General features: G+C 51.7%; 11 protein-coding genes, 1 tRNA gene and 1 pseudogene. 7 read left to right on the forward strand and 6 right to left on the reverse strand.

Annotated features, from left to right (window positions below):
* Window positions 1–355: 355 nt before the first annotated feature.
* The 6 genes from VK70_RS04620 to ytfJ all read left to right on the forward strand — a co-directional run bounded on the left by VK70_RS04620 (window position 356) and on the right by ytfJ (window position 19776).
* Window positions 356–6445 carry a non-ribosomal peptide synthetase gene (locus VK70_RS04620; RefSeq protein WP_233277769.1) on the forward strand — a complete coding sequence of 2030 codons (6090 nt, stop codon included), beginning with the start codon at window positions 356–358 and terminating at the stop codon, window positions 6443–6445.
* 17 nt (window positions 6446–6462) lie between these two features.
* Entirely contained in the window at window positions 6463–7641 is a 1179-nt protein-coding gene (locus VK70_RS04625) for an MFS transporter (protein WP_025698011.1), read from the forward strand.
* On the forward strand, window positions 7638–16802 hold the full coding sequence (locus VK70_RS04630; RefSeq protein ID WP_036641850.1) for a type I polyketide synthase: 9165 nt from the start codon (window positions 7638–7640) through the stop codon (window positions 16800–16802). The genes VK70_RS04625 and VK70_RS04630 overlap by 4 nt, the downstream gene beginning before the upstream one ends.
* Before the next feature lie 12 nt (window positions 16803–16814).
* Complete coding sequence (locus VK70_RS04635) at window positions 16815–18005, forward strand: Acg family FMN-binding oxidoreductase (protein WP_025698015.1); 1191 nt, start codon at window positions 16815–16817, stop codon at window positions 18003–18005.
* A 512-nt stretch (window positions 18006–18517) separates the two neighbouring features.
* Entirely contained in the window at window positions 18518–19255 is a 738-nt protein-coding gene (locus tag VK70_RS04640) for a hypothetical protein (RefSeq protein WP_025698009.1), read from the forward strand.
* A 152-nt stretch (window positions 19256–19407) separates the two neighbouring features.
* Window positions 19408–19776 (forward strand): GerW family sporulation protein, encoded by a 369-nt coding sequence (gene ytfJ / locus VK70_RS04645; RefSeq protein ID WP_025698007.1) that lies wholly within the window; start codon window positions 19408–19410, stop codon window positions 19774–19776.
* A 29-nt stretch (window positions 19777–19805) separates the two neighbouring features.
* On the opposite strand, the pseudogene VK70_RS28845 reads toward ytfJ, so the two are convergent.
* The 4 genes and pseudogenes from VK70_RS28845 to VK70_RS04660 form a co-directional block, all read right to left on the reverse strand.
* Window positions 19806–20027, reverse strand: a pseudogene (locus VK70_RS28845) (ArsR/SmtB family transcription factor); the annotation flags it as partial.
* Window positions 20027–20896 carry a carbohydrate ABC transporter permease gene (locus VK70_RS04650; protein WP_025698005.1) on the reverse strand — a complete coding sequence of 290 codons (870 nt, stop codon included), beginning with the start codon at window positions 20894–20896 and terminating at the stop codon, window positions 20027–20029. The pseudogene VK70_RS28845 and the gene VK70_RS04650, both read right to left, overlap by 1 nt.
* Window positions 20897–20906: 10 nt before the next feature.
* On the reverse strand, window positions 20907–21764 hold the full coding sequence (locus VK70_RS04655; protein WP_233277826.1) for an ABC transporter permease: 858 nt from the start codon (window positions 21762–21764) through the stop codon (window positions 20907–20909).
* Between the two features lie 115 nt (window positions 21765–21879).
* The gene (locus tag VK70_RS04660; protein ID WP_025698001.1) at window positions 21880–23502 is read right to left on the reverse strand and encodes an extracellular solute-binding protein; all 1623 of its coding nucleotides are present in this window, start codon (window positions 23500–23502) and stop codon (window positions 21880–21882) included.
* A gap of 153 nt (window positions 23503–23655) precedes the next feature.
* Here VK70_RS04660 and VK70_RS04665 point away from each other — a divergent pair, with 153 nt between their 5' ends.
* A complete protein-coding gene (locus VK70_RS04665; RefSeq protein WP_036641849.1) occupies window positions 23656–24018 on the forward strand; it encodes a winged helix-turn-helix transcriptional regulator in 363 nt (120 codons plus the stop codon).
* Window positions 24019–24030: 12 nt separating this feature from the next.
* Here VK70_RS04665 and VK70_RS04670 read toward each other — a convergent pair whose 3' ends face one another.
* Window positions 24031–25503: a hypothetical protein gene (locus VK70_RS04670; RefSeq protein ID WP_025697999.1), complete on the reverse strand. Its 1473-nt coding sequence runs from the start codon at window positions 25501–25503 to the stop codon at window positions 24031–24033.
* A 404-nt stretch (window positions 25504–25907) separates the two neighbouring features.
* A tRNA-Pro gene (locus tag VK70_RS04675) sits at window positions 25908–25984 on the reverse strand.
* Between the last annotated feature and the right edge of the window lie 131 nt (window positions 25985–26115).

Raw genomic sequence — 26115 nt, forward strand, 5'->3', positions numbered from 1 at the left:
ATATTATTACAAATATATATAATAATTAACTAGAGGTCAATTCCCATTTTTTCGGGCTTTTCCGGTCGCTGGCCGAATCGTTTGCCCCCGGTATTGCCTCAATCCCCCCCGTTTTTAAACTCAATCTATAAATTTGGTGCATGATTATGTTAATTGACTATTAAATTTTATAAAAATTCAAATATTAGGAAGATAGTCATTGACACGAAATCCCAATAAAAAGTATATAGATAGTATGACATCAATAAAAATTAGTAGGGTTCTCATCTATATCCTGATCTTCATGAAAATGGATAGTGTATGGGGTTATTTGATGTTGGTCAAAGCGAATTTCACGATTTGGGGAGGATAGCTAATGAGCAAAATGTACGTTGGTCTTACAGATGAAAGCGGCAGTACAAAAGAAAAGATTTTTCAAACGGTTTCCAGTGTGACGGGTCACAGAATTGAAGACATTGATCTTGACATGTTTCTGGAAGATGATTTGGGTCTGGATTCCATTAAGATGATTTCGCTCATGAATGAAATGATGAAACTCATCCCTGAAGAAGAACTGGATGAGTTTAATGCTGCCCACCCTGTAGGGTCATTGCTCGTTATGCACACTGTCCGCGAATTGGTGGGGCTTTTTGAGGAGTGGGAAGCCGCACGAAGACAGGTTGTGGATTATCCGGAAATCGCAGTTACTGCCAGTACCCCATCCATAGCCGTAGAAACACGCGAACAATTGAGAACGGATATCGGCCAACTGATCTCTGAAATCACCGGCCATAACCCGGAGGATCTTCAAATGGATATGGACTTGGAAAGTGATCTGGGACTGGATTCGATCAAAATGATTTCGCTCATGAACGCTTTGATGAGACTTATTCCTGCGGACCAGGTAGACGATTTTACAAGCAAATATTCCTTCGCTTCGCTGCTGACCCTGCAGACCGTCGAAGATATTGTAGAGTTGTTTGCCGATTGGCGGAAGAATACCGGCATTGCTCCCCAGCCGAGCCTGAACGCCGACGCTCCTGTTTTGGTGGAATTTTCTGAAAATGATCCGGAATTACTTGAAATTTTACATACCCAGTATCTATTTCTGGTTACCTATTTGTCCGTAGCCAACCTCTCCATCAGCACGGGAGTAAAGGTCAAGGGTGAACTGAATCTGGGGAATCTGAGGGAGTCCTGGGGAGAGCTTATTTACCGCCATCCTATCCTCCGCGGCGTGTTTGCCATGGATCCGGATGCAAGCAGTCTGAAGGGCTACCGCCTGAAATTGCTCAAGGATGCCGTCCCACCGGAAATTTCCGTAGAGGATATCCGGCATCTGGACCAGCAGGCACAGCAGCAGGTGATCTCCCGAAAATTTGAAGACGCGCTGAATCGTAAATTTGATATTACAAAGTGGCCGCTGCACACCTTCTCTGTAGTACGTACCGCCGATGATGAATACGAGCTCATTCTGGACATCAACCATCTCATCTCGGACGGTCTGGGCAATCAGCAGATCGTGAAGGAATTGCTGGAGATTTATGGCGCGAGATCGCAAAAGAGAACGGCCCAATTAGGGCCTGCCCTGCTTGCCAAAGAATATAACGATATCGTTATGAAGCTAAATCAGTGGGAGTCTCCGGAGGAAACTCAAGTCCTGGACGACTACGTACGGCAGCAGGGAAGGGGAACCTATTTTTTCAACCCCTATAAATCCTTAGGCGCATCCGCACCTGTACGCACGCAAGAGCCTGTAATCCATAGCCGGAAATATTGGCTGGATGAGCAGACAACGACTCTCCTCATCCAGCGCACCAAAGCATGGCGAACTTCCTTGTTTGTTCTTCTGGTGAGCGCGTATTTAAAGACGATCAAACAGCAGGGGGAAGAGCAGAATAAAATTATTCTCAATCTGCCGACAAGCGGCAAGCTGTACCCCAATCAAGATGCAACGGACGTACTCGGCGCGTTTGCGCAGAATCTGGCCCTCACCTTTACTTGCGACGATGCCGGGGAAGGCTGGGAATCACTGATCGGCAGAACCAAAGAAGTCATCAACAGCAAGTTATCTTCAGGAATGGACCGGGCGCAGACCTCCAGAGCCGCACACTTCTCTAAAGACTCGATCCGCCTGCACAATGGCAGCATGCCGGAAGCGGCAGCTTCCATGATCCGCTCAACGTTGAAATCAAACCTTTACCTCTCCTTCGTAGGAAATACATCCATTGACAAGAGATACGGACAGTACGAAGTCTATGATTATGAAGCTTATACGGGAACCAACCCCGGAACGATAGACAATTTGGTTGAAATCTTTCAAGGCAGACTGATGCTCACATCGAACTATGACAGCACCTTTTTTGACGATGGCTACATCGACAAGCATATGGGAAGATTCATCGAAAATATTAACCGGCTCGCCGCTTTTGAAGTGAAGACCGCCGAGACTCTCTCTGTGGCGCCGAAAGTCAATACTGCTGGCAAAGTTGGAGAAACGGAAGAGAAGCTGCGGGCTATCGCCGAAGAAATCAGCGCAAGGAAGCTTGGGGCCGAAGACATGTCCCGGGATCTGGAAGCCGAACTCGGTCTGGATTCCCTGCAGCGTATCCGGCTCATCGCGCGGTTGGGCGGCGTATTCGGGAAGATCGATAAGGGAGCTTTGTTCGAATGCCGGACGCTGAATGAAATGGTTTCCAAACTGACAGGCGTAAGCACAGGCTCGTCTGCGGATAGCAAATCAGCGGCAGCGGAGGTCCCTTATCTGAAAATCTCCGAACAATCCAAGCTTACGCCGGATGCGATCGCTGTTCTAGACGGTGCACGAAGCGTCACTTACCGCGAACTGGATGAATTATCCAATCGATTGGCCCACTATCTTCGCTCACAGGGAGTGAAGTCGCAGTCGCTGGTCGGAATTATGACCCTTCCCGGTCATCTAATGCTGGTCGGAATTTTAGGAATTCTGAAGGCCGGAGCCGCTTATGTTCCTCTTGATCCAGTGTATCCGCCTGAACGGATCAAGTATATTACCCGGCACGCCCAGCTTCAGTTCCTGTTGACGGAACAGCTGCTCAAAGAGCAGGCCGACCACATCGCTCAGGAAAGCCCGTCTGTCCGGACATTGATTTATCTGGATGAAGCTGCAGGCAAGCATGAACGTCAAGTCCAGCCTGAATCGGCGCAGTGGAGGAACTACTCCGAGCGCGACCTTGAAGTTGTCAGCTCCCCGCATGACGTCATGGTCGTTCTGTATACGTCGGGATCAACCGGAAATCCGAAGGGAGTCGTGCTGAATCACCGGGGCTATATGAACCGGCTGGAATGGCATCAGGAAACCTTCCGAATCCAGCCCGGTGAACGGGTAGCGCAAAAGACGTCCTGCTGCTTCGATATTTCGGTCTGGGAGCTGTTGTGGCCGTTAATGTATGGCGGGACCGTATGTCCTGCAAAGAAGGAGGTAGTCAAGAATCCATGGAGCTTAGCCAAGTGGATGATCGATACCCGCATCAATGTCATGCATTTTGTACCTTCATTATTCGGTGAATTTGTAAATTCGCTTGAGGATGAGGAATATGCGTTTCCTGAGCTGCGCTGGCTCATTTTCAGCGGTGAAGGTCTTCCGCTCTCTCCTGTGCAAAAGTGGATGGACCGGTACGGGAAGTCCACCGGACTCGCCAATCTCTATGGTCCCACCGAGGCTTCCATTGATGTCACTTACCACATCGTTTCCGAAAGACCGGGGGCGAACGGTGAGCACAGCATTCCTATTGGAAAGCCCATCGACGGTGTGTTTATTAAAAATCTGGATGAGCAGATGCATGAAGTGCCCGAGGGCGAAATGGGCGAGCTGTGGATTGGCGGCATTCAGCTGGCAAAAGGATATTTGCATGATCCGGAGAAGACCCGTGCGGCCTTCCACCCGAATCCGTTCCCGGAAATTCCCGGGGAATTCATTTACCGGACGGGGGATTTAACGGTAAAAAGGGCGGACGGCAGCTATGAATACCATGGCCGTATCGACAATCAGGTGAAGCTCCGCGGCTTCCGGGTGGAATTGGGCGAGATTGAGGCCGTCTTGGATGCGCATGCCAATATCGACGAGGCAGCCGTCATTGTAGTCGAACCCGTTCCCGGACAGCAGACGCTGCTGGCCTGCCTATCCGGCAAGACGACCGAGGAAAAAGAAATCAAGGATTTCATTGGCCGGAAGCTCCCCTACTACATGATTCCGCATCGTTTGGAGTGGCTGCCGCGGCTGCCGAAGAATCCGAACGGCAAGCTGGACCGCAAAGCGCTGCGCGACCAATTCGGCGGACCGGGTACTCCGGCGGAGCCTTTGGAGAATTCTCATCTCATAGAGGCCAAAGAGGAGGGCACCCTCCCGCTGGCGCCAGCGCAAAGCTGGCTGATGAATTATTTTGAATCCCCGTATTGCTGGGCGGGCTTTACCCGGTTTGTATACAACCGGCCGCTGGATTTGCAGCGGTTCAAGAAAGCCGCCGCTTTACTGAACCAGCGTCATGATGTGCTGAGAAGCGTTCTGGTGCAGAAGGACTTTGGATGGGAGCAGCGTTTCCTGTCCGAAGAATTAGACAGCAATGTGGATTTCTACGATGGCACTCACATGGAGGAAGCCCAAAGAAATGAAGCGATCGAAGCAACTCTGACCGAAGCGATCAAGGGATTGCAGGTTGACCGGTGGCCTTTATGGAGAATTGTCGTCGTTCAGATTTCAGAGTCGTCGTACGATATTGCGGCGGTTGGTCATCATCTGATCTCGGATGTGATTACCAATCAGCTGTTGGTCCGGGAACTTTGGCAGATTTATGCCGGGCTCGGGTCGGAAGGGCAGCAAGCGCAGCTTCCGAAGCCCAATGCATATGCCGATTTCATTCAGGCCGTACAGGAACAAAAACGAGTTCATGGGAAAAGTTATGTGGATTACTGGTCTTCCCAGTTTCCGCCGGAGTCCGCGTTCAAGCTCCCCGCCGATTTTATCAAGGGGCCGAACGATGAGCAGTCCGCAAGGCTTATCCGCTTCGAATTTGACAAAGCACAGACTTCGACGATACTGGGCCAGGCCAAAAAGCACTTTGGCAGCAATGTATATCCAATTCTGCTGGCTCCGCTTTACCGGATGCTGGGCAACCTCTTTCAGCGCCCGAAGGTTATTGTCAGTCACCGGGTGCATGGGAGAGAACTGGGAAGCGAGCGGAGCTTTATGCAGACGCCCGGTAATTTTGCCGTCAATTTCCCGATGGGCATTCATGTGGAGGAGAACAGCAGCTGGCAGGAACTTGTCCGCAGCATTCGTCAAAGTCTGGAGGAGGTTCCGCTTGGCGGCGTGAGCTATGATCTCGTCTCCGAGAATTTGCCGATCTACATGTACCCGGACGTCAAGCTGACTCCGATCAGGGCCAATTATCTCGGAAACCGGGATATGCCGAAGCTGCCGGGCTTTGAATTCTCGAAGGAAGGGCTGGATCGCCGGTTCGCATTGCCGGAGCAAAAAAGAATATCCGTCATTGAATTCTTTTTCTCCATCGAGGATGGCAAGCTGGTTGCCGAAATTGAGTATTCGTCCAATCTTCATGCCGCAGCAACGATCAATCGCCTGGCGAAGCATTACACCGAAAATATGCTGAACCTGCTCTCGTCGATCGAATCGCCGGCACCTAAGCCTAGATCAAGAGAGGGAGAACTGGCCAATAAAGTGGCCATTGTGACCGGCGGCAGCAAGGGTATTGGACGGAGCATCGCGGAGTCCCTGGCCCGGGAGGGAGCCGATATTGTTCTCGTATCCAGATCGGCTGTTCAGCTCCAAGAAACGGCCGAGGCGATCCGCAAGTTAGGTGCGCAGGTTCTGGCGATATCGGCTGATGTCAGCGATATTTCGAGTGTATATAAGGCCGTAGATCAGGCCATGGAGCGTTTCGGCCATATTGATATTCTGGTCAACAGCGCCGGAATCACCGGAATGGCGGCGGCGGCCGATATGAGCCCCGAGATGTGGAACAAGATTATTCAAGTGAATCTGCTGGGGACGTATCACTTCTGCTATGCGGTTATCCCGCATCTGCTCAGACAGAAGCAGGGCAAGATCATCAATATCGGCTCAGATTCCTCATTTATCGGTTATCCGATGATGAGCGCCTATGCGGCATCCAAGCATGGTGTTCTCGGGTTGACCCGGTCTTTGTCGGAAGAGCTGAAGAACAGCAATATTCAGGTGAACGCGCTTTGCCCGGCGCTCGTGGATACCGATATGGCCCCCGCAGCGTTCAGGGGAAGAGCCATCCCTCCGTCCGGAGTTGCCGACACGGCGGTTTTCCTGGCTTCGTCCGCTTCAGATTATATTACCGGCGAAGCGCTGCAAATCTATGGCAAGCAGGATATGAACTGGTTCGGAGCACAGCAGATGCAAATGCTGCAGGCTGTTATGCGCAAGCAACCATCATTGTAAAAGGGGCCTAAGCGATAATGGAGCAACAATCGGGCAAACTTCATGAGCTCTTTGGCGGCGGCAAAGGGATCATTTACAGCATTGCCCTGCTGGTGGGGACTTCTATGGGTGTCATTACCCCGCTGTCTACCACCCATATGACCGCTAACCATGTTGATGAAATTTGGATTGGCGTCATTTCTTCCTCCTACTTTTTCTTTATGGCGCTTGGTTCGGTGTTTGTGGACAGAACGATGAGAGGAAGCAATGTGAAAAAGGTCATTACGACAGGTTTGCTGCTCACCGCCGTGTGCGGAGCCCTGTTCCCGCTGTTCACCCTGAATGGGGTCTGGCTGGGGCTGATGTCTTTAATGGGGATTGGCATTAGCTGCAATATGGTAGGGATGCAGACGGCGCTGCACAATCTTTCGGATACGAAGAGCCTGGGGATGGTCAACGGCATTTATAGCTTATGCTATGCCCTGGGACTAATTGTCAGTGCGGCGCTTGCGCCGCAGGTGTATAGCTATACAGTATGGCTGCCGTTCGCTTTCAGCAGTCTATGCCTGATACTTGCCGCGGGAATCATTCATTTTAAGCTACACGGCGTATTGGTCATTCCCGGGCGCGCCAGGGAAAAGGTCGTTTCCAAAATCAAACCGGCGCTCTTCGGCGCCTTTGTTTACGGGTTCAGTGAAACGATTGTCGTTGCTTTGTATCCCCTCTATTTAATAAGAGAGCATGTCGCGGTTTCCGAGACAGGATATGCCTTAAGTATCTTTGTGGTCGGCAGCATTATCGGCCTGCTTCCATTAACCTATCTGGCCGACCGGATGGGACGGAGGAAGTGCCTGGCTTTATGTGTACTCCTTTCCACTATGACTGTGATAGGCATAGTTTCCGTGTCGGATTTATCTCTTAAAATGCTATTTTCCTTCGCCGCCGGGTTGATGATCGGGCCGATGTATCCTCTCTCGATGGCACTTGCGGTTCAAGATTTGCCGCAAAGCGAGAGGTCCTCGGGAAATGCGTGGTTTACCACTTTCTACGGCTTTGGTTCGGCGGCGGGGCCATTCTTCTCCTCTGTCGTCATGGACATTTGGGGGCATCGGCATATTTTTACGGCAAGTCTGTTGCTGTTTGGCTTATTTCTGACCCATATGTTTGTGACAAGAAAAGGTTCAAAAGTACGATTAGCCAAGGAGGAAATGTTGTGAACAGAGTCAAAAGGAAGGGTAAAGAGAAGCTTTCTATTCTCAAAGGAAAAAACGCAACCGGCAAGTTCGCCAAGCTCGGAAATCTGGCAAATGCCCTCATTCAAGTGACGGGCAACCCGGAGAGAGGCATCACTTTTCTTCAAAATGATAACTCGGAGTTCTTCCTTTCGTATCAGGCGCTCTTGGACGGAGCAACCCGCCGCCTTGGGGGGCTGCAGGAACAAGGGTTTAAGCCGGGCCAGTATGCGCTCATCTTATTAGAAGACAGTAAAGAGTTCATTCTGACTTTCTGGGCTTGTATTCTTGGCGGCATCATTCCTGTTCCGGCATCCTACCCGGCATCCTCCAAGGTAATCAATACCTCGCTTAGCAAGCTGCTGGCGATATGGGAGGTTCTGGAGCGTCCCCGGATTCTGTCCGACCGCAGTCTTCTTGAGGCGCGTGAAGAAATGGAGACCACCCTCGGGATCAGCGGATTGCAGATTCTCGAGTCCTCAAGCCTGGATCAGGCGCAGCAGGACGGAATTCTTATGCTGGCTGACGCCCATTCTCCCGCGTTTATCCAGTTTAGCTCCGGCAGCACGAATATACCTAAGGGAACGATCCTGACCCATGACAACCTGTTAATTAACATTGAGGCCATTATATCCAGCAGCCAGATGTCGGATAAGGACCGTTCCCTCGGCTGGATGCCATACCACCACGATATGGGGCTGATCGGCTTTCACCTCTCCACCTTGGTCTGCGGCATCAATCAATTCAATATGACGCCAATGAAATTCGTCAAGCGGCCGACCCTGTGGCTCGATATGATCGACAAGCACCGGATCACCTTCACCGGCTGCCCCAATTTCGGACTTCGTCTCGTTTCCAGCAGGGTGAAGGAGGAGCAGCTGGGCTCCTGGGATTTAAGCTCGCTAAGATTGCTCTATAACGGCGCTGAACCCATTTCCGTCAAAACGATGTGGAGTTTTATGGATAAATTCACAAAAAGCGGATTCAATAAAAATGCGATGTATCCGGTCTACGGAATGGCCGAGGCCTGCCTGGCCGTAAGCTTTCCTGTCCCAGGAGAAGAGCCTTTGGTTCACACGCTGAACCGCGAATTGCTGGCGGGTGAATCGCGCGCCGAGGCTATTGATGAGGACGACAAGCGGGCAACTTTAATGGCCGATGAGGGCTATCCTGTGGTTGGCATGGAAATCCGGGTTGTTGAGGATGAAACGGGGGTTGTCGTTCCGGAGGGAACAGTGGGTGAAATTCAGATTCGCGGCCGGAATGTCACTTCCGGTTACATCAACAACCCTGAGGCGACCGCCAATTCCTTTCAAGACGGCTGGTTAAAGACCGGCGATAACGGCTTTATTTTGAACGGGCGTTTAACGGTCAGCGGACGGATCAAGGACATTGTCTTCGTCAATGGACAGAACTTTTTTGCCCATGATATTGAAGCGGTCATCGAAGAGCTGGATGGGATTGAACCCGGGAAAATTGCCGTTTGCGGTTGGCATGATGAGGAAGAGGGAAAAGAAAAGGTAGGGCTGTTCTCTACCCAGCGGCTGCAAGAGAAGGACGTAAAGCCGGTCTATTCCAAAATCCTTCGCCATATCAACGAGACGATAGGTATTCCTGTCGACTACGTCTCATTCATCCGCTCCATTCCCAAGACAACAAGCGGCAAAGTGCAGCGTTTCAATCTCGTCGGATCATTCAAGAAGGGCGAATTTCAGGATAAGACGTATCCGGCCTCTTATTTTACCGCTGAAGCCAAACCGCTCGAACCGGAGAGAAAACCGGTCAGCGAAGCCGTTTCCGGAGCATTTGCGGAGAACATTCGGAAGATATGGGCGTCTGTCCTTAATAGACCGGTTGAAGCTATACCGTACGATGAGCCCTTCCTGTCTTTGGGAGGCACCTCGCTCAAAGCAATGCAGGTTCTGGGAGCTCTTGAGGATGAGCTGTCTATGGAGCTGACGCATGATCTGTTAATCAAATGCCGTACCGTGCGTGAAATGGACAAGTACCTTGCCGACTGGGTTAACTTAAAGGGCAGCCCGTCCGAAGGCCGGAAAGAGCAGTCCGCTTCAAATGGCGGGAAGTCCGGCGGGGGAGATATTGCCGTGATCGCGATGGCCTGCCGCTTCCCGGGGGCTTCAAGTCCGGAGGAGTTCTGGCACAACCTGGTGCAGGGAGAGCAGTCTATCGGCGAAGTACCTGGAAGCCATTGGAATATTGATGACTATTACAGTCCTTATCCGGAATTTGGCAAGACCTACTGCCGTACAGGGGGCTTCCTTGACAATCCCTACGGCTTCGACGCCGGCCTGTTTGGCATCTCCGAAGAAGAAGTGGCAGTGATGGACCCGCAGCAGCGGATGGTCCTGGAAATGACTTACGAACTGATCGAACGGGCGGGATATTCCCGGCAGCAAATGAGCGGCAAAAAGGTTGGATTATTTGTTGGTGCGGGAGGAAATTCCTATTTCGAATACCATCTGAGTACCTTGAACCGGATGAAGCTGCAGAGCTTTGACAGCTTCACCGTGCTCAGCAGTGAACAGCAAGAGCAGATTATGGAGGAGTGGAGACGGAAGCTGGGAATTACGGGCGACCATTCCAATCTGCTGGTCGATAATATTATCAATATGATTCCGGCGCGAACCTCGCAGGAATTCAATTTCAAAGGGCCAAGCATGGCCGTGGATACGGCGTGCTCGTCGTCGCTGGTTACCCTTCACCTTGCCGCCGATTCCATTCGCAGAGGAGAGTGCGAATCCGCGATAGCTGGGGGAATCTCGCTCCTGCTGACGCCTACCTCGTATCAATATTTCAGCAATGCCGGCGCTTTATCTACAAGTGGCCGCAGCAGCGTCTTTGATGCCGACGCCGACGGCTTCGTGCCCGGAGAAGGGGGCGGGCTTGTAATGCTCAAGCCCCTTGAACAAGCGCAAAGAGATGGAGATTCCATCCTGGCGGTTCTGAGGGCCAGTGAAATCAACAACGACGGCCACTCCATCGGTGTAATGGCTCCTAACCCTGACGGGCAAAGAGAGTTGATCGAGTCCCTCTATGTACGCAACGGGCTGAATCCGGCGGACATTCAGTATGTGGAAGCCCATGGAACGGGCACGAAAATCGGCGACCCGAGCGAAGTCAGAGCGCTGGATAAAGCCTTTAAGCGCTGGGGGCTTGCCGCGCAATCGATTGCCATTGGTTCGGTAAAATCCAATATCGGGCATCTGCTCAGCGCGGCGGGAATCGCCAGCTTTATCAAGATCGTCATGGCCCTGCGGAATAAAACGATGCCGCCGCAGGTGAATGTCGTTCAGCCGAATCCGATGCTGAAATTTGAGCAGACCCCTTTCTATCTGCTTCCTGAAGCGAGCGAATGGAAAGTGGCGGATGGAGCGGCCAGACGAGCGGCCATTAACTCCTTCGGCTTTGGCGGGACCAACAGCCATATGGTCGTTGAAGAGGCGCCGCAGGGACACACGGTAAGCAGGGAAGCGTATCCGGAGCGGCCGCAGCATGTCATCGGTCTGTCCGCTCATACTCATTCCGCACTAGAGCAAAAAAAGGCCGATCTTGCCGCCTTTCTGGAACAATCCGGGGAGTATTCGCTCGCGGAGATTTGCTATACGGAGAACGTGACGCGTACAGCGCTGCAGCACCGTTTCCATGCGGTAGCGGATTCGGCCGAGGACCTGATCGGCAAATTGAAGATCACTTCGCCGGAGCAGGCCCCGGCTCTGATTTCGCCGAAGATTGCGCTCATGTTTACCGGACAAGGTTCGCAATACGCGGGAATGGGCAGAGCTTTGTATGATCAACTTCCCGTCTTTCGTCAAATTGTGGACGAGTGCTCGGAAGCCTTTTATCCCTATTTGCAATTGAAGCTGACCGACTTGCTCTACGGCGCGGAGGCCGATAATCAAGTTCTAGCACAGACGAACATCACTCAACCGGCCGTCTTTACGATGGACTATGCCTTTGGCAGACTGCTGCTCGATTTGGGCATCCGGCCCGCTTACCTGCTCGGCCACAGCATCGGGGAATGGGCTGCCGCTTGTCTCGCGGGCGTCGTCAGCCTTGCGGATGCGGCAAGATTGGTAGCCGCAAGAGGCAAATTAATGAGTGAGCTGCCAGCAGCGGGAGCTATGGCTGCGGTATTTACTTCAGCCAGCAAACTTGATGCCTTGCTGCAGTCCTTTGAAGGTTCCTTGTGGGTCGCCGGATACAACGTTACGCATCAGGTTGTGTCCGGAACGGCGGAAGCGGTGGAAGCATTTATGTCCGCGCTGCAGACGCAGGGAATCGGAGCCAAGAGACTGAACGTTTCCCAAGCCTTTCACACGCCGCTGATGGAACCGATGCTGGAAGCGTTCAAGAAGGAGCTGGAAGCCACGGTGTTCCACGCTCCGCAAATTCCGGTCATTTCCAATGTGAGCGCCGAAGTCATTCAGGAGCCGCCTACGGCGCAGTATTGGATGCAGCATATTCTGGATGCCGTTAAGTTTGAGCAAAGCATAACTTACGCGATTGACCAGGAGGTTACGGTTCTGGTCGAATGCGGACCGGACGCTATCCTTGCCGGGATGGCCGGAGGCTTGCAGCACGCAAGCAAACCGCAGGTACTTCATACCCTTAGCCGCAAGAAGGAAAACTGGGAGACCTGGCTCGGTACGCTCGGGCAATTATTTTCACTTGGAGCCAAAATCAATTGGACGGCGATGGAACCCGATCATGTCTACCGTAAAGTGGAGCTCCCGGTCTATCCTTTTGAGCATAAAACATTCAAGCCGGACTTTGGAGCAGGCTCGGAAGCTTCTTATGCCGTAAGTGGCAGCGGCTTGTTCCATGAATGGCAGTGGAAGCCTGCGGCCCTTGAGAGCAACACCAAGATAAATGAAGGGGCCGTGCTCGTATGGAACGGCAACCTGGAGATCGGCGGGGAACTGGAGCGCCTAATGGACGCTGAACGTAACCCGGTTTACTATGTTGCCTCCGGCGATAAGTTTCACTTCGATGGCAAGCGCAGCTTTACCCTGCGGTCGGGTAATGCGGAGGATTATGCGGATTTATTGGAACAGCTGCCAAGCAAGCTATCGGTTGTTATCCATTTATCCAATTATCTGCAGGATGAGCTTCAGACTGAAAATCTGTTGAATGACAATAGCATAAATGAAAATTTCTACAGTCTGCTTCACTTTGGACAAGGAATAGTCCGCCATGGGCTCAGCCAGGTGCATCTTGTAGTCGTTACTAATAAAGCTTACAATCTGCTGGCAGATGCAGGCGGAGGCAATCCAAATCAAGCGGCGGTCGCTACACTGTGCCAGGTTATTGATCTGGAGAATGATGGAATTCAGGTTTCGGTAATCGATATGAACAAGGAGGAATATTCGTCAGACCGGGATTTTGTCAAAGCATTGACGACTGCCATGAAGCAGAAGGCCGATGAGGAGTCGATCGCGGCCATACGCGGCGGAGTGCGTTATGTGCGCACCTTGGAGAAAATGCCTGCGCCAGCCGTCGGAAAAGGGATTGAACTTCACGATGGGGAAACGTACCTGATCACTGGAGGCACTGGGCTCGTGGGAGGCCAAATTGCTCTGGCGCTTGCGCGGCAAGCCCGGATCAATGTCGTTCTTACCGGCAGAAGACAGCTTCCGCCCGATCATCGCCTCCTGCCGAAACTGGAAGAGCTGGGCGCTCAGGTTATGTATGCGGCCGTAGATGTTACGGATCAGGCCCAAATGGAGGAGCTGCTGCGTAAGATTCACGCCTCCTATGGCGCTTTGCACGGAGTCGTTCATGCCGCTGGACAACTGGAGTATACGCCTCATAAGCTGTTAAGCCGGAGTGTAAGCGATATTGACAGCGTTCTGGCTCCAAAATGGAAAGGTACCATTATTACGGACCTCGTAACCCGTAAGGAGCCGCTGCGATTCTTCGCGACCTTGTCTTCGGTTTCGGCCACCCGTAAAGCATGGGCCTCGGGTCTTGGTGATTATGCCGCAGCCAACGCTTTCTTAAATGGCTATAGTTCTTACCGGACAAAGGAGCAAGCTCCGGGGCGTTCCTTGTCGGTCAACTTCTCGCTCTGGTCGGATACGGGGGCGGGAACGGAGTTTGGAGATATTCTTGAGCTGACGCTTAGATCACAAGGGCTGAAACCGCTTGTTCATTCGAAAGCCGCCGATGCTTTCCTGCGAGCCTTGGGAACCGCCCGGCCTGATGTCATTCATATACTGGACCGGATAAAAAGTGAAGAGAAGAAGGAACGCTCCACCGTGCTTAATGCAGAGCGGCAGCCCGCAGCCTCCGATTCCAGTTCCCATTCGCTTGTTTATCGTTCGGCAAAAGAAATCCGGGAAATGGTGTATCGGACGATTGCCGAGCAACTGCAAATTCCTGTCAGCCATCTGGAGACGGGCAGGAATTTCATGGAACTTGGACTCGATTCGCTCGGGGCGGTTCAGGTTGTTTCCAAGCTCGGCAGCCTGTTTAATACCGAACTGTACCCGACGCTTATTTTTGAATACCAGACACCGGAAGAACTGTCCGCGCATATCGAAGAGGTGCTGACGGCGGGCCCAGTGAAAATAACGGCTCACGAAGAAATAACGGCTCACGAAGAGAATAAGAAATCCGAGGACAGCAGGAAGGATGAAAAACTGCAAGATATCGCCATTATCGGGATCGGTCTGCGCATACCTGGAGCGGGCAATCCGGAAGAATATTGGGAGCTGCTGCATAATGGCCGAAGCGCCATTCGCCCCGTCGATCCCGGAAGATGGTCCAAAGATGAGCATGTGAATACCGATTCATCTATGCTTCATACGACCTATACAAGCCGGGGAGGTTTTATCGACGCTCCGTACGACTTTGATCCGTTGTTCTTTGGAATGTCGCCGAAAGAAGCGGAGGCCACCGATCCCCAGCAGAGGATCTTCCTGCAGATTGCCTGGGAGGCCTTGCAGCAAGCGGGATATGGAGGGAAATACCGCACCCGTAAAATCGGCGTGTTCGCAGGCTGCGAGCAGAACACCTATATGGAGCACTTCGCCAATTACCGTTCCTATATGCTGATTAAAGACCGTTTGGTGAACAGCCCCGCCTTCAACCGGATGCATCCCGAAGAACGGCGGGAAATTCTCGCCGGCATTTCCGGCGTGCTGGAGCCGGCCCGCCTCGTTGCCGATACGGTCGCCGGCAATGGTCTGAATGAGGTGGCGGCGCGGGTAAGCCACTGCTTGAATTTGACAGGACCCAGTCTGATCGTCAATTCCGCCTGCTCCTCTTCTCTGGTAGCGATTCACATGGCCTGCGAAAGCCTGCGCACCGGGGAATCGGAAATGGCCATTGCGGGGGGCGTGAACCTGAACTTAAGCCCGACGCCGTTTGTCTCCCTCAGCCGGGTGACCGCGTTGTCGCCGACAGGAGACTGCTATCCATTTGACCAGAGAGCTAACGGAATGGTGCTGGGTGAAGGGGCTGGAGCCGTACTTCTTAAGCCGCTTGAAGCCGCGCTAAGAGACGGCGATTACATCCATGCGGTCATCAAAGGCTCGGCCATTAACAACGACGGCCGCTCCCAGGGAATTACGGCGCCAAGGCCGCAAGGCCAGGCCGAGGTAATCAGGGAAGCGTTCCGGCGGACGGGAATTCATCCCGAAACGATTTCTTATGTCGAAACGCACGGCACGGCTACGCCGCTGGGGGACCCTATTGAAATTGAGGGAATGACTCAGGCGTTCGGCACCTTTACGGACAAGAGGCAGTTTTGCGGAATCGGTTCGGTCAAATCTTCGGTAGGCCACATGCTTTCCGCCGCCGGGGTAACGAGTTTGATTAAGGTGGTTCTTGCGATGAAGCATCAAACGCTGCCGCATACGCTGAATTATGAGCAGCCGAATCCGAATATTGATTTTGCGCACTCCCCATTCTACGTGGTCGATAAATATCCAAGACCCTGGAAGGCGGAAGGAAACACTCCGCTCAGGGCCAGCGTCAATGCCTTCGGATTCGGCGGCACCAACGCCCATGTTATTTTGGAGCAAGCGCCGCAGACTTCGGATGTTCTCCCTACCTCGGCGGACAACGGGCCTCATCTGCTGATGCTTACAGGCAGAAATGAACAAGGTATCCGGGCCGTCGCCGGAAATCTCAGAGCGCATCTTGAGAAGCATGCGGAGGTTAGTCTAGCTTCAGTATGCTGCACAATGAATCTTTCACAGAAAGAAATGTCCATCAAAGCGGCGGCCGTGATTAAATCCCGGGAGCATTTGACGAGCGTTCTTTCTGCGGTTGAAAATGGCGAGTCTTTTGCGGAAATTAGCAGAGGACGTTCCAATCCAAGCCGAACGGCAGCGGTCCATCTTATGCTGGACGGTAGAGCAGCCGTGAGCGGCAGCGAACTGGAAGTGCTTAGCTCCCGGTTCCCAGCCTTTGGCTCTGCCTATGTTACGGCGAAGCAAGAAATAAAGGATGCTGGGGCGGAGCTAGAAAGCTTTGCTGTTCAATATGCGACTGGCAAGCTGCTGCATGAATTAGGAATTCGTCCTGTCGGAATTTTTGCCGAGGGATCAGGTATACTCGCGGCGCTCGTTCTCACGGGCCAAATTCCGCTGCGGCAAGCCGCATTATTCATCCAGGACGGAAGCGGGCAATCCATGGAGACAACAGACGATGCCCAGGAATTTTTGAAATGCCCGGTGGTAACACCTTCAGGAGTGATAGACCGCCATCACACTCTCGAACTGTGGCCTTTCATTAAGAATGCTGCTCGGAATAAATTAGCCGAACAAGATTTTACGGATGCCTTGGGTGTGGGAGAAACGCTGCTTTATTGCGGAAGCCATTTTGTCAACTTGCCGATTAGTCATCGCGATAACTTGCAGACCGTTAACCTCGCCTTGGATTTGGACGCTGCGGAGAACCTTTTGCAAAGCTTGGCCAAGCTGTATGTCCTTGGAGTTCCCTTTGACCCGTCAGGACTCTTTGATCCTCATGAGAAAAAGGTTCTCTTGCCGACCTATCCGTTCGCTAATGAGACCTACAAGGTTTCATACGAACAAGAGACAGAAATACTGGAAACAGTTGTTAACCCGTATAAGGAAGCAGTCCAAAAGCCGGGGCTCAAAAAAATCGAGGTATAAAGGGAGAGAGGCATGAGCAAGGGCTACAAAATAACGAGGATCGTAATCCTGTCTGCCGTTGTTGTGCTCGCCCTGCTGGTCTTGGCCTTGTTCACTGCCAGCGGCGTGCAAAAGAAGGCCGAATATCTCGATCCCTGGAAGCGGGATTATGCCAAGCAGTTCGAGGACCCGCGATTGCAGCTCGTCGCTCATGGATTATTGGCCGCGAACAGCCACAACCTGCAGCCATGGAAGATCCGTTTGGACCGGCAGAACCCGCAGCTGTTCTACCTTTACACCGACAACGAACGGCTCGCGCTGGAAACGGACCCCTTAGCCCGGCAAACGCTGGTTTCACAGGGCACCTTTTTGGAATATATGCGGGTAGCCGGCGAGCAGTTGGGATATCCCGTCAAGATCGTGCTGTTCCCGGATGGGGAGTACGATGAACAGCATTTAAGCGAGAGTATGGAACGGAAGCCGGTGGCGAAGATTACGCTGTCCAAGGCGATCCCGCAAAATAATCCGCTTTATGAATTCATGTTCTTGCCGGATACGAACCGAATGGCTTACCGTCCGGATGAAGTAACGCCGGCTCAAATCCGGAAGCTGAGCGCAACCGACACGGAGCAAGACCTGATTCTAACCATCCTGAACGATAAAGCGGATATCGAGAACTTTGGAGCCTTAGGTTTGGAGGGTACGGTCATCGAAACCGGATTGCAGCGGATGAATGACGAGTCAGCCGGGATCTTCCGTTCCAATGAGTATCAGAAAAATAAATACCGTTTTGGATTTTCTTTCGAAGGCCAGGGAACCACGGGATGGAAAAAGCATCTGATGCAAGGATTAATTACGATTATTCCATCCTTTAACAATGAGGAGGCTGCGGCCAAACTGGCCGTCCAAGCGGCCCAAACCGCAGCCGGCCATACTCCGGCATATGCCTTGATCCTTAGCAAGGATAACAGCCGGACCAGCCAGGTTAAGGCGGGGATGCTGTACAGCAGGCTCGTGCTTACCACGCATGAGGAAGGACTCGTGATGCAGCCGATCAGCCAAGTGTTAGAGGAATATCCTGAAATGCATGAGGCTTACAGCAAAGTTCATAGAGAATATGCGAAGGCGGGTGAAACGATCCAGTTCCTGGTGCGCTTAGGCAAACCGACACAAGATACCCCGCTTAGCATGAGGCAGGGGGTTATGGATTTGATCTCGGAATAAGAGAGCTTGAAGCTTGAAGTACAGATAAACGCGGGCAGTGAACAGGGGACAGATACTCCTCTGTTCACTGTTCATTTTAAGGAGTGGAAAGACCAAAATGGTTGAGGTCCTAATGACAAATGTATTTATAGTTAAACAGTGAAACTTACTTCCTTTTTAAGTTCTTCGTTTGCACGCATATTATTGATGGAAAATGGAGTGTGATTTGACATATTCGAGCCTTCTGATCACGATTTGAAATCGAAATTAATTTGTCCTGGTTTTAAAATTTATATAAATTCCATTTAAAGGAACAAAATTAGATATTTATCGAATCAGTGAAGCCTTAAAAATTGCCAAACAAAAAAAACTTATATATCAAGGGTTCTGTCATTTAAGTATGGTCGAGACGACAGGATTTGAGCCTGCGACCTCTTGCTCCCGCATTAAGGGCGGCATTCCTTGTTAATCCGAAATAACCGGGACTTGAACTGTTATTAAATAAAATTTTTCACCTGAGGAAGGGTATACGAATGAGAATCAAGATGGCTCTGATGGTTACCATATTAGCTTTGCTCTCCGCTTGTGTTAATAGCGTTGATAAGGAGAACTTAGCCATTCATGTGAATAATGATACGACTACTTCTTCACCAAATTCATCTTCAATGGCTACGGAAGCAAAGAGAGAGGATAACTCGATTAGGGCAATTGGAACAAATCAAGACGGGCGCCTACTCGTCAAGCCTGCTAGTCAAGCTAACGTAGCTACTTTAGGGGCTTCTAGTTGTCTCGGAGTAGATTCTGACCTCAGATGGTTAGGAGACTATGAAATGTTATGGGAACCCACATCTGGTGGGGCTTCTAGAAAGGTAATGACATTTCCAATCGATTTCGAAATCGTGCAACCAAGCGATGTACCAGTCAAGATGCAGAAGTTTACCTTGGGAACAACAGATTTATTCGCATACGTTCCACGTTATACGGATTGTCACGCTCTCGAAACTTATCTATTTGGAATAAATGGTGGGAAGGCTTTCCCAATAACGTTTGAAATGAAACCTGGACAGATTTGGACGAATATAGGTCAGCTTCCGCATCATCCTTTTCAGGTATCAAATGGTGAACTCACCATTACTGGCGGTTATGCAGCTGGTCAGGATTTCATTGATGTGTATCATTTCTATTATGATTCCAAGAAACATTCAATGATCCTGAAAAAGACAGATCAAGTTAAGCCAAATGATTTAACGGGCAGTTTACCTACTCCTTGATCTTATTAAAATTATGATAGGTTACTGTCAAGTATAATCCCCACTTGTTTTTCCATGACTCAAGGCGGATATGGCATTCCATTAGTTGACCGTTTAAAGAGATAATATGTTGTCAAGACTAATTAGCACTTAAGCGGAGGAGAGGTGCCGACATGTCTGAGCAAATTCATCAATTGCTGGAGAACGTATTGCCTAATCTGAAAGGCATTATCGATGCAGAGTCCGTTATCGGAGAACCGATCCAGACACCGGATGGTACCGTTGTGATCCCCATTTGCCGAACGAACTTTGGATTAGTGGCCGGGGGCACCGAATTCAGAGGCTCTGGTTCTTCAGTGCTGCCGTTTGGAGGAGGTATCGGAGCGGGCGTGTCCGTCACTCCCGTCGCGTTTCTCATTATCGGTCCTTCCGGAGTCCAGACGGTATCGCTTGATTCCCCCAAAGACATATACAGCCGCATTCTTGATCTGAGTCCGCAGCTGCTCGATAAGTTGAAAAGCTTGTTGGACCGGCAACCCTGAAGGATATCGATATACAAAAATTCCAGCAAATAATCAGCGATTCTGCGAAGGGCATCCTCGTCCCGTTGATAATAAGTAAACTTACCCATTCATTTTATCTTGATCAGTCCGGCTCGCTGAAGGATCGAAAGGTACTGGGAAGCCGTCGATTACGTCATGTTCAGCTTATTTGTTATTTGGCTCACGCATACCCCAATTTCTCTCATATCAATCCCTTCATGGGGCGTAAAGTGGAGTTCCGGTTCCATTATCACCCCTTGATCGAACCGACCAAAGCACCTTTGACGAAAAAGCGTTGAAGGAACGGATACACGAACAGCACAGGCACGGTGGCGATGATGATCGTCGCGTATTTGATCGTTTCGCCGATTTTTTGCGCTTCCCCCACGCCGGTGCCGGAGGAGATCGTATCCGTCTGATTGTTAATGAGAATTTCGCGGAGCACGAGCTGGAGCGGATACAGCGTACGATCCTGGATGAACATCGATGGGAAAAACCACATGTTCCATTTGTCGACAGCCGTATAAAGCAGGATGACGGCAATCACAGGCATGGAGAGTGGCACGACAATCCTCGTCAACATCGTAAGGTGGCCGGCACCGTCGATCTGGGCGGATTCCTCCAGGCTGGGAGGCAGTGCTAGAAAGGCCGTTCTCATAATGATGAGGTGGAACGTGTTCACTGCGAACGGAAGAAGAAGCGCCCATAACGTGTTCATCAGGCCAAGCTGCTTTACGACCAGATAGAACGGAATCATGCCTCCGCTGAAGAACATCGTCACGACCACGAAAATCATCAGAACCTTATTCCACAGCACGTTGCGCCTTGACAGGACGTAAGCCCCTAAAATGGTCATCGTCAAATTTAGGACGACCCCGCCGGCGACCAGCCGGATTGTGTTCCAGTAACCCGTCCAGACGGCCGGGTTGGATAAAGCACGCTCGTACGCAAATGTGACGAATCCGAGAGGCTTCCAGAGAAGCCCCCGGTGGGCAAGCAGCCGATCCCCGTCGCTGAGTGAAGCGAAGAGCACATAGAGAAGCGGATATAAGGTGACCGCGATAAGTACCGCCAGCAGCGTATAGACGACAACGTCCAACAAACGATCGGATAAGCGCATAAGTTCCTCCTTACCATAAACTGTTTCGGCTCACTCTGCGGCTCAAGGCATTCGCAAACAGGAGTATGGCCAAATTAATCACGGAATTAAAGAGACCGACCGCGGAGCTGAAGCTCCAGTCGAAATCGATCAGCCCTTTTCGATACACGAAGGTGGAGATCACATCCGCCGTCTCGTAGGTAACGGGGTTGTAGAGCAGGATGATTTTCTCGTAGCCGACCTCGAGCATGTTCCCGAGCCGCAGGATCAGCATGATGATAATCGTCGGTGCAAGACCGGGCAGCGTGATGCTCCACATCTGACGCAGCCGACTTGCGCCGTCGATGCGGGCGGCCTCGTATTGCTTCGGATCAATCGCGGTTAGCGCCGCCATGTAAATAATCGATTCCCACCCTGCCCGCTGCCAAATTTCCGACAGTACATAGACGCCCCGGAAAAGGCCGGGCTGCTGAAGCATATCCTGGCCGTCCGTTCCGCTTATAAACGTGTAGACGAGATTCACGAGCCCGTCGCTTCTGGTCAGATCCTTCACAATGCCGCAGACGACGATCAATGAAACAAAATAGGGCATGTACGCGACTGTCTGGACAACATTCCTGAAGAGGCGGCTGCGCACCTCATTGATGAGCAAGGCGAGTAAGAGAGGTGCCGTAAACTCGAACAAAAGAGAGTAAGCGCTCAGCAGCAGCGTATTACGCAGCAACCGCCAGAAATAATGACCATTGACGAACGCGTAAAAGTGGTCCAGGCCGACCCATTCGCTGCCCCATATGCCTTTCATCGGCGAGAAATTCTGAAAGGCAATGACCGCTCCAACCATCGGCCAATAGAAAAATACGATGTAGTAACCCACGATGGGAAGCGCCATCAGGTAAAGCAGCTTGTTGCGTTGGAAATCCGAGGCGATACCGGGCCACCGTATCCGACCCTGAACTTTCTTTTGACGGGTGTCTGATGCCGATCTTCGTTCCACGGATGAGACCCTACCTTTGCTGGAAGCGGTCATACGCGGCTTGCTGGATTTCGATGGCCCGTTTGATATGAAGCGACTCGAGCTCCTTCACGAAGTCTTCATAGGCATTGATCGGTTCCACTCCGAGAATAATCTTCAGCGTGGTCTCGTCGACCAGCGTATTCACATCGCTCATGATGCGCGCATACTCGCTCGAATTCTCCGCTGTGATCGTCACTGGCGGGAGGACGTGCTTCAGGTTGTCGGTCTTCCAGATGTCATAGTTGTGATCCTCATTCGTCACGGCCAGGTTGTCGATCAACTCCCGGGATTCTACATAGGGACCCGGGTTGACCGTGTGGGTATAGAGAGCGAGCGCTTCGACGTAGGACAGCTTGTCCGGGTTGTTTGTGATCAGATTCGTCAGCTTCGGCTTGCCGTTCTCCAGTGTATAGGTCTCGCCTTCCGTACCATAGTTGAAAAAGCGGTAGCCCTCTTCCCCGTATGCATAATCAAGCACCTGTACAGCGAGTTCAGGGTTTTTGCTCTTGGCGGATATTGCCGCACTGGCTTCCGCCCCGTAAGGCCATGCCAGCTGCCCGAACTTCGGCGTATCGCCTTTCTTCAGAACCGGATAGGGCGCGAAAACGAACTTGGCATTCGGATCCTGACCGGCAAGGGCTTTCTCCCATCGATCGATGCTCGCGCCGGAAGATACCGTGGCCCCGGAACCCGAGGACGTCATATTGGCGTCGAGCGCCTTGCGGTCGGTTTGGGTAAAGTTTCGGTCCAGCAGCCCTTCCTTGTACCACTGGCTGATCGTCGTCAGGAACTGCTTGTATCCTGGCTGAAGCGGACCATACTGCACTTGGCCGGCGTCGTCGACATAGAAATCGCGGATGACGCCGAATGCTCCGATGAACGCGCCGTCGAGAAATCCCTGCAGCGGATTCGTCTGGCTGCCGAGGGAAAGCGGTGCGGCCGATCCTTTTTTCTCCTTGAAGGCTGTCAGCACGGTATGCCATTCATCGATTGTCGCGGGCACGTCCAGCTTCAATTCCGCCAGCCAATCCTTGCGCAGCACGGGTCCCGCCCACTGCTGGGTCATTCCTCCTTCCTTGAGAAAAGGAAACGCATAGTAATCGCCGTTGTCTGTTTTCACCATCTTGTCAAGTTCCGGGTGATCCTTCAGATATTTCTTCAGGTTGGGGGCGTACTGGTCTATCAAGTCGTTCAGTCTCAAAATGTAACCGTCGTTCAGCACTTTCTCCGGACCTCCCGGCGCATTCAGCCAGTTATATTCGATAATGTCGGGCAGGTTGCCGGAAGAGAGCAGCGTGCTGAACGACTCCTTCGCCTGCGCGCTCGATACCTCGGCGAATTGAATCTTCACACCGGTCCGTTTCTGCCATGTCTGATAAAAGGGGACATCCTGGACGCTCGGTTTTAGCGTGGTTGGCGACTGCAGCCAATAGCTTAACGTCTTATCGGTCCGGATCGGATAGATGGCAGCGCCGCTGCTCGCCCCGGTTTCCGTTGGATTGGACGTCGACGGGTTGGAGTCGGAGCGTTCATTGCGCTGAGAACAAGCAGACAAGAACAACAGGATGGATAGAGTCAGCAGCAGCGGGACGGATCGAATTGAATTTCTCATAGCCTGGGGTAGTCTCCTTTATAATAAAAATTAATGTTTTCAGGGTTGAAAAGTCGGAAATAATGCAAACGTTCTTGTTGATTTCGATTCTGTTTTGCTATAATTCAATGTAACACTAGTTTAATAGTCAGTTTAATGAAATGGGGATACACCATGATCAAATTCAGAAACCAGGAGTACGCGTGCACATCTGAAATTACGCTCGGGCTCATCAGCGGGAAATGGAAAATTTTGATCCTGAGTTATTTGTCACACAAGACCTGCCGTTTCAACGAATTGCAGAAGCTGATGCCCGAGACAACGCAAAAAATGCTGACCCTGCAATTGCGGGAGCTTGAGAAAGACGGGCTTATTATCCGAAAAGTGTACGCCGTTGCGCCGCCCAAGGTTGAATACATGCTCTCCGAGCTGGGCCGGCAGCTGATTCCGATTTTGACCCAATTATGCAAATTCGGTGCGGATTACGTTGACAGCTTTCCGTTCGACGATTCCGTTGCTCGCGATCAGCACGCCTGAGAGGGGCCGATGTCAGTCGGTCCCCCGCACCGCCCCGTCAAGCAGAAACTTTGCACCGAATCCTTTGCCCGATTCGCGGGCTGATCCGAGCGCCGATCCCGCAGCACCTTCGCTGGCGACGACATTTTCCGGATACAACTTACCCAACAGAGCCCACTGCACCAGCGGATTTCCATACGCGGCAACCGAATGAACGCCTGCCCCGACCGTTACGAGTCCCGGCAAGACCAGGATCGAATCGGCCTCATAAACAGGCAGGTCCGGTTCTCCGCCTGAAGAATCCGGCTGCTCCGCATCGGGATTCTCCCGCCGCGGCCGGTACAGGTAGCGGTGACCTCTCAGTGCCTGCCCGAGATCCACGGCGTATTGCCTCTCGGGAGTCAGCAATATCAGCTGCAGTTGCACACGGCCGGAATCGGTTGAGACGGGGACGAGTCCGGCTTCGCGAATGGCTGCAAGAGACGGAGGCGAACTTGACGAACCGGTCCGCTCCGAAGGAGCGGATTCCAGCGCACTTCGCTGCGCGGCATAATAATCGTCCAAAGCATAGTCGAATGTCGCCGGCTCCGGAAAATCGGTCATGCCCGCCTTGTACGTCCAGACGGGATGCCAGCGGAGAAGGGCCTTCGAAGCGGTAGCGATCGGCCTCCCGATGGAGGCGGGGAGGATCGTGCCGAGACGATATTGGAACCCGTATCCGGCGGCGGAGAGTTCAGGACTCAGCACTCGCTGGGCATAGCGAACGATCGCCTTATGCGGAATTTTTCGGGTTAATAGCACGGCCAGAAATTCATTGCGAGCTTCTTCCAGCCACCGCAAACCTCTTTCCCGATCGGTTCCCTTGCGCTCTATGGGAACTTCTTCCCAATTTTCGAACGGAAGGAGCGCATCCCTGAGAAGGATGAGCTGATGAAGATACTCATTGAACAATTGCATCACAGCAGGACTACCGGAAGGCCCGGTCAGCAAATGGACGACGTCCGGAGTCCATAAGTGCTGGTCGCATCGGCTCCTCATAGTGAGGCGGCGGAGGGTGCGTTCTCCGTAACGCTTAAGCGCCGACGCTTGTCTTTCTTCTTCCCTTGCCCAATTCGCGATAGTTTCTCCGATGCGTTTGGCCTGGTCAGACAACTCGGAACGGGAATCGTCCTCGTGTTCCGTCTTCAGCTGTTCCAGCGGCAGGACCGCCTCCCTTCCGGCCGTCGCCAAGCTTGACTGAAGATTATCCAACAGTGCTTTTGAGTTGGCTGCGTCGCCGAGTTGGATGCCGATTGCGGCGAGAATGATCCCGGCCTCGTGCACGATGTCCTTTGCCCTGTAAACTCCTTCGGGGAGTTCCCATTCCCACAGGTCCGGCAATTCTTCGACTGCATGCAAGTATTCGTTATTACGATGCGGCAAAGGGTTGCTTATACGCGCTTTAAGATCAAGGGGAGTTCCCCATGCGATACTCCAGTTTCCCGAAGTCAGTCGATATGGAATCATGCTGCACCTCGCTTTCCTTTTGCTCATTATAAAAGCAGAGGCGGGCATTTGAACAGAACGCACATTTTTGTTTCAATGGATCCGTTTGGTGCGTTAGGAACAAAATTGAAACCTCGAAAATTTACATGCATGCTTCTCCTTTTAAAAAAATTTCACAAAGCAAAACACCCTTGCTTCAGTATCACAATCATACTCAAAAGCAAGGGTGTTATTTATCCGCAGCGTGTCACGGAAAACGGATTCTTTTATACGGAATTTCTTACGATTTTCTCACTCACAATAATTCCTCACTAAAATTAAGAGAATTCGGCAATATATTAGATATTTATCAAATTAGCTTGTGCAAAACTAAAAATTCCCAAACAAAAAAACCCTTGTATATCAAGGGTTCTGTCATTTAAGTATGGTCGAGACGACAGGATTTGAACCTGCGACCTCTTGCTCCCGAAGCAAGCGCTCTACCAAGCTGAGCCACGTCTCGTTAACGGAAATGATCGGTGATATTTCGCTCGAACAATTAGTGATTATACGCCTGTTCGCGATTCTTGTAAAGGAGAGTTTTTACGGAAAAAGAGTTGGAAATATGAACATTGACCGCAGTAGGTTTAACGG

Origin of the sequence: Paenibacillus durus ATCC 35681 (genome assembly GCF_000993825.1) — a bacterium.
Lineage (GTDB): Bacteria > Bacillota > Bacilli > Paenibacillales > Paenibacillaceae > Paenibacillus_AQ > Paenibacillus_AQ durus_B.

Excerpts from the sequence above, each read along its gene's own strand:
- VK70_RS04640 (WP_025698009.1), top strand. The coding sequence starts at position 18,518 with ATGAGAATCAAGATGGCTCTGATGGTTACCATATTAGCTTTGCTCTCC.
- VK70_RS04655 (WP_233277826.1), bottom strand. The coding sequence starts at position 21,764 with ATGGCGCTTCCCATCGTGGGTTACTACATCGTATTTTTCTATTGGCCG.
- VK70_RS04635 (WP_025698015.1), top strand. The coding sequence starts at position 16,815 with ATGAGCAAGGGCTACAAAATAACGAGGATCGTAATCCTGTCTGCCGTT.
- VK70_RS04665 (WP_036641849.1), top strand. The coding sequence starts at position 23,656 with ATGATCAAATTCAGAAACCAGGAGTACGCGTGCACATCTGAAATTACG.
- VK70_RS04625 (WP_025698011.1), top strand. The coding sequence starts at position 6,463 with ATGGAGCAACAATCGGGCAAACTTCATGAGCTCTTTGGCGGCGGCAAA.
- VK70_RS04650 (WP_025698005.1), bottom strand. The coding sequence starts at position 20,896 with ATGCGCTTATCCGATCGTTTGTTGGACGTTGTCGTCTATACGCTGCTG.
- VK70_RS04660 (WP_025698001.1), bottom strand. The coding sequence starts at position 23,502 with ATGAGAAATTCAATTCGATCCGTCCCGCTGCTGCTGACTCTATCCATC.
- VK70_RS04620 (WP_233277769.1), top strand. The coding sequence starts at position 356 with ATGAGCAAAATGTACGTTGGTCTTACAGATGAAAGCGGCAGTACAAAA.
- ytfJ (WP_025698007.1), top strand. The coding sequence starts at position 19,408 with ATGTCTGAGCAAATTCATCAATTGCTGGAGAACGTATTGCCTAATCTG.
- VK70_RS04670 (WP_025697999.1), bottom strand. The coding sequence starts at position 25,503 with ATGATTCCATATCGACTGACTTCGGGAAACTGGAGTATCGCATGGGGA.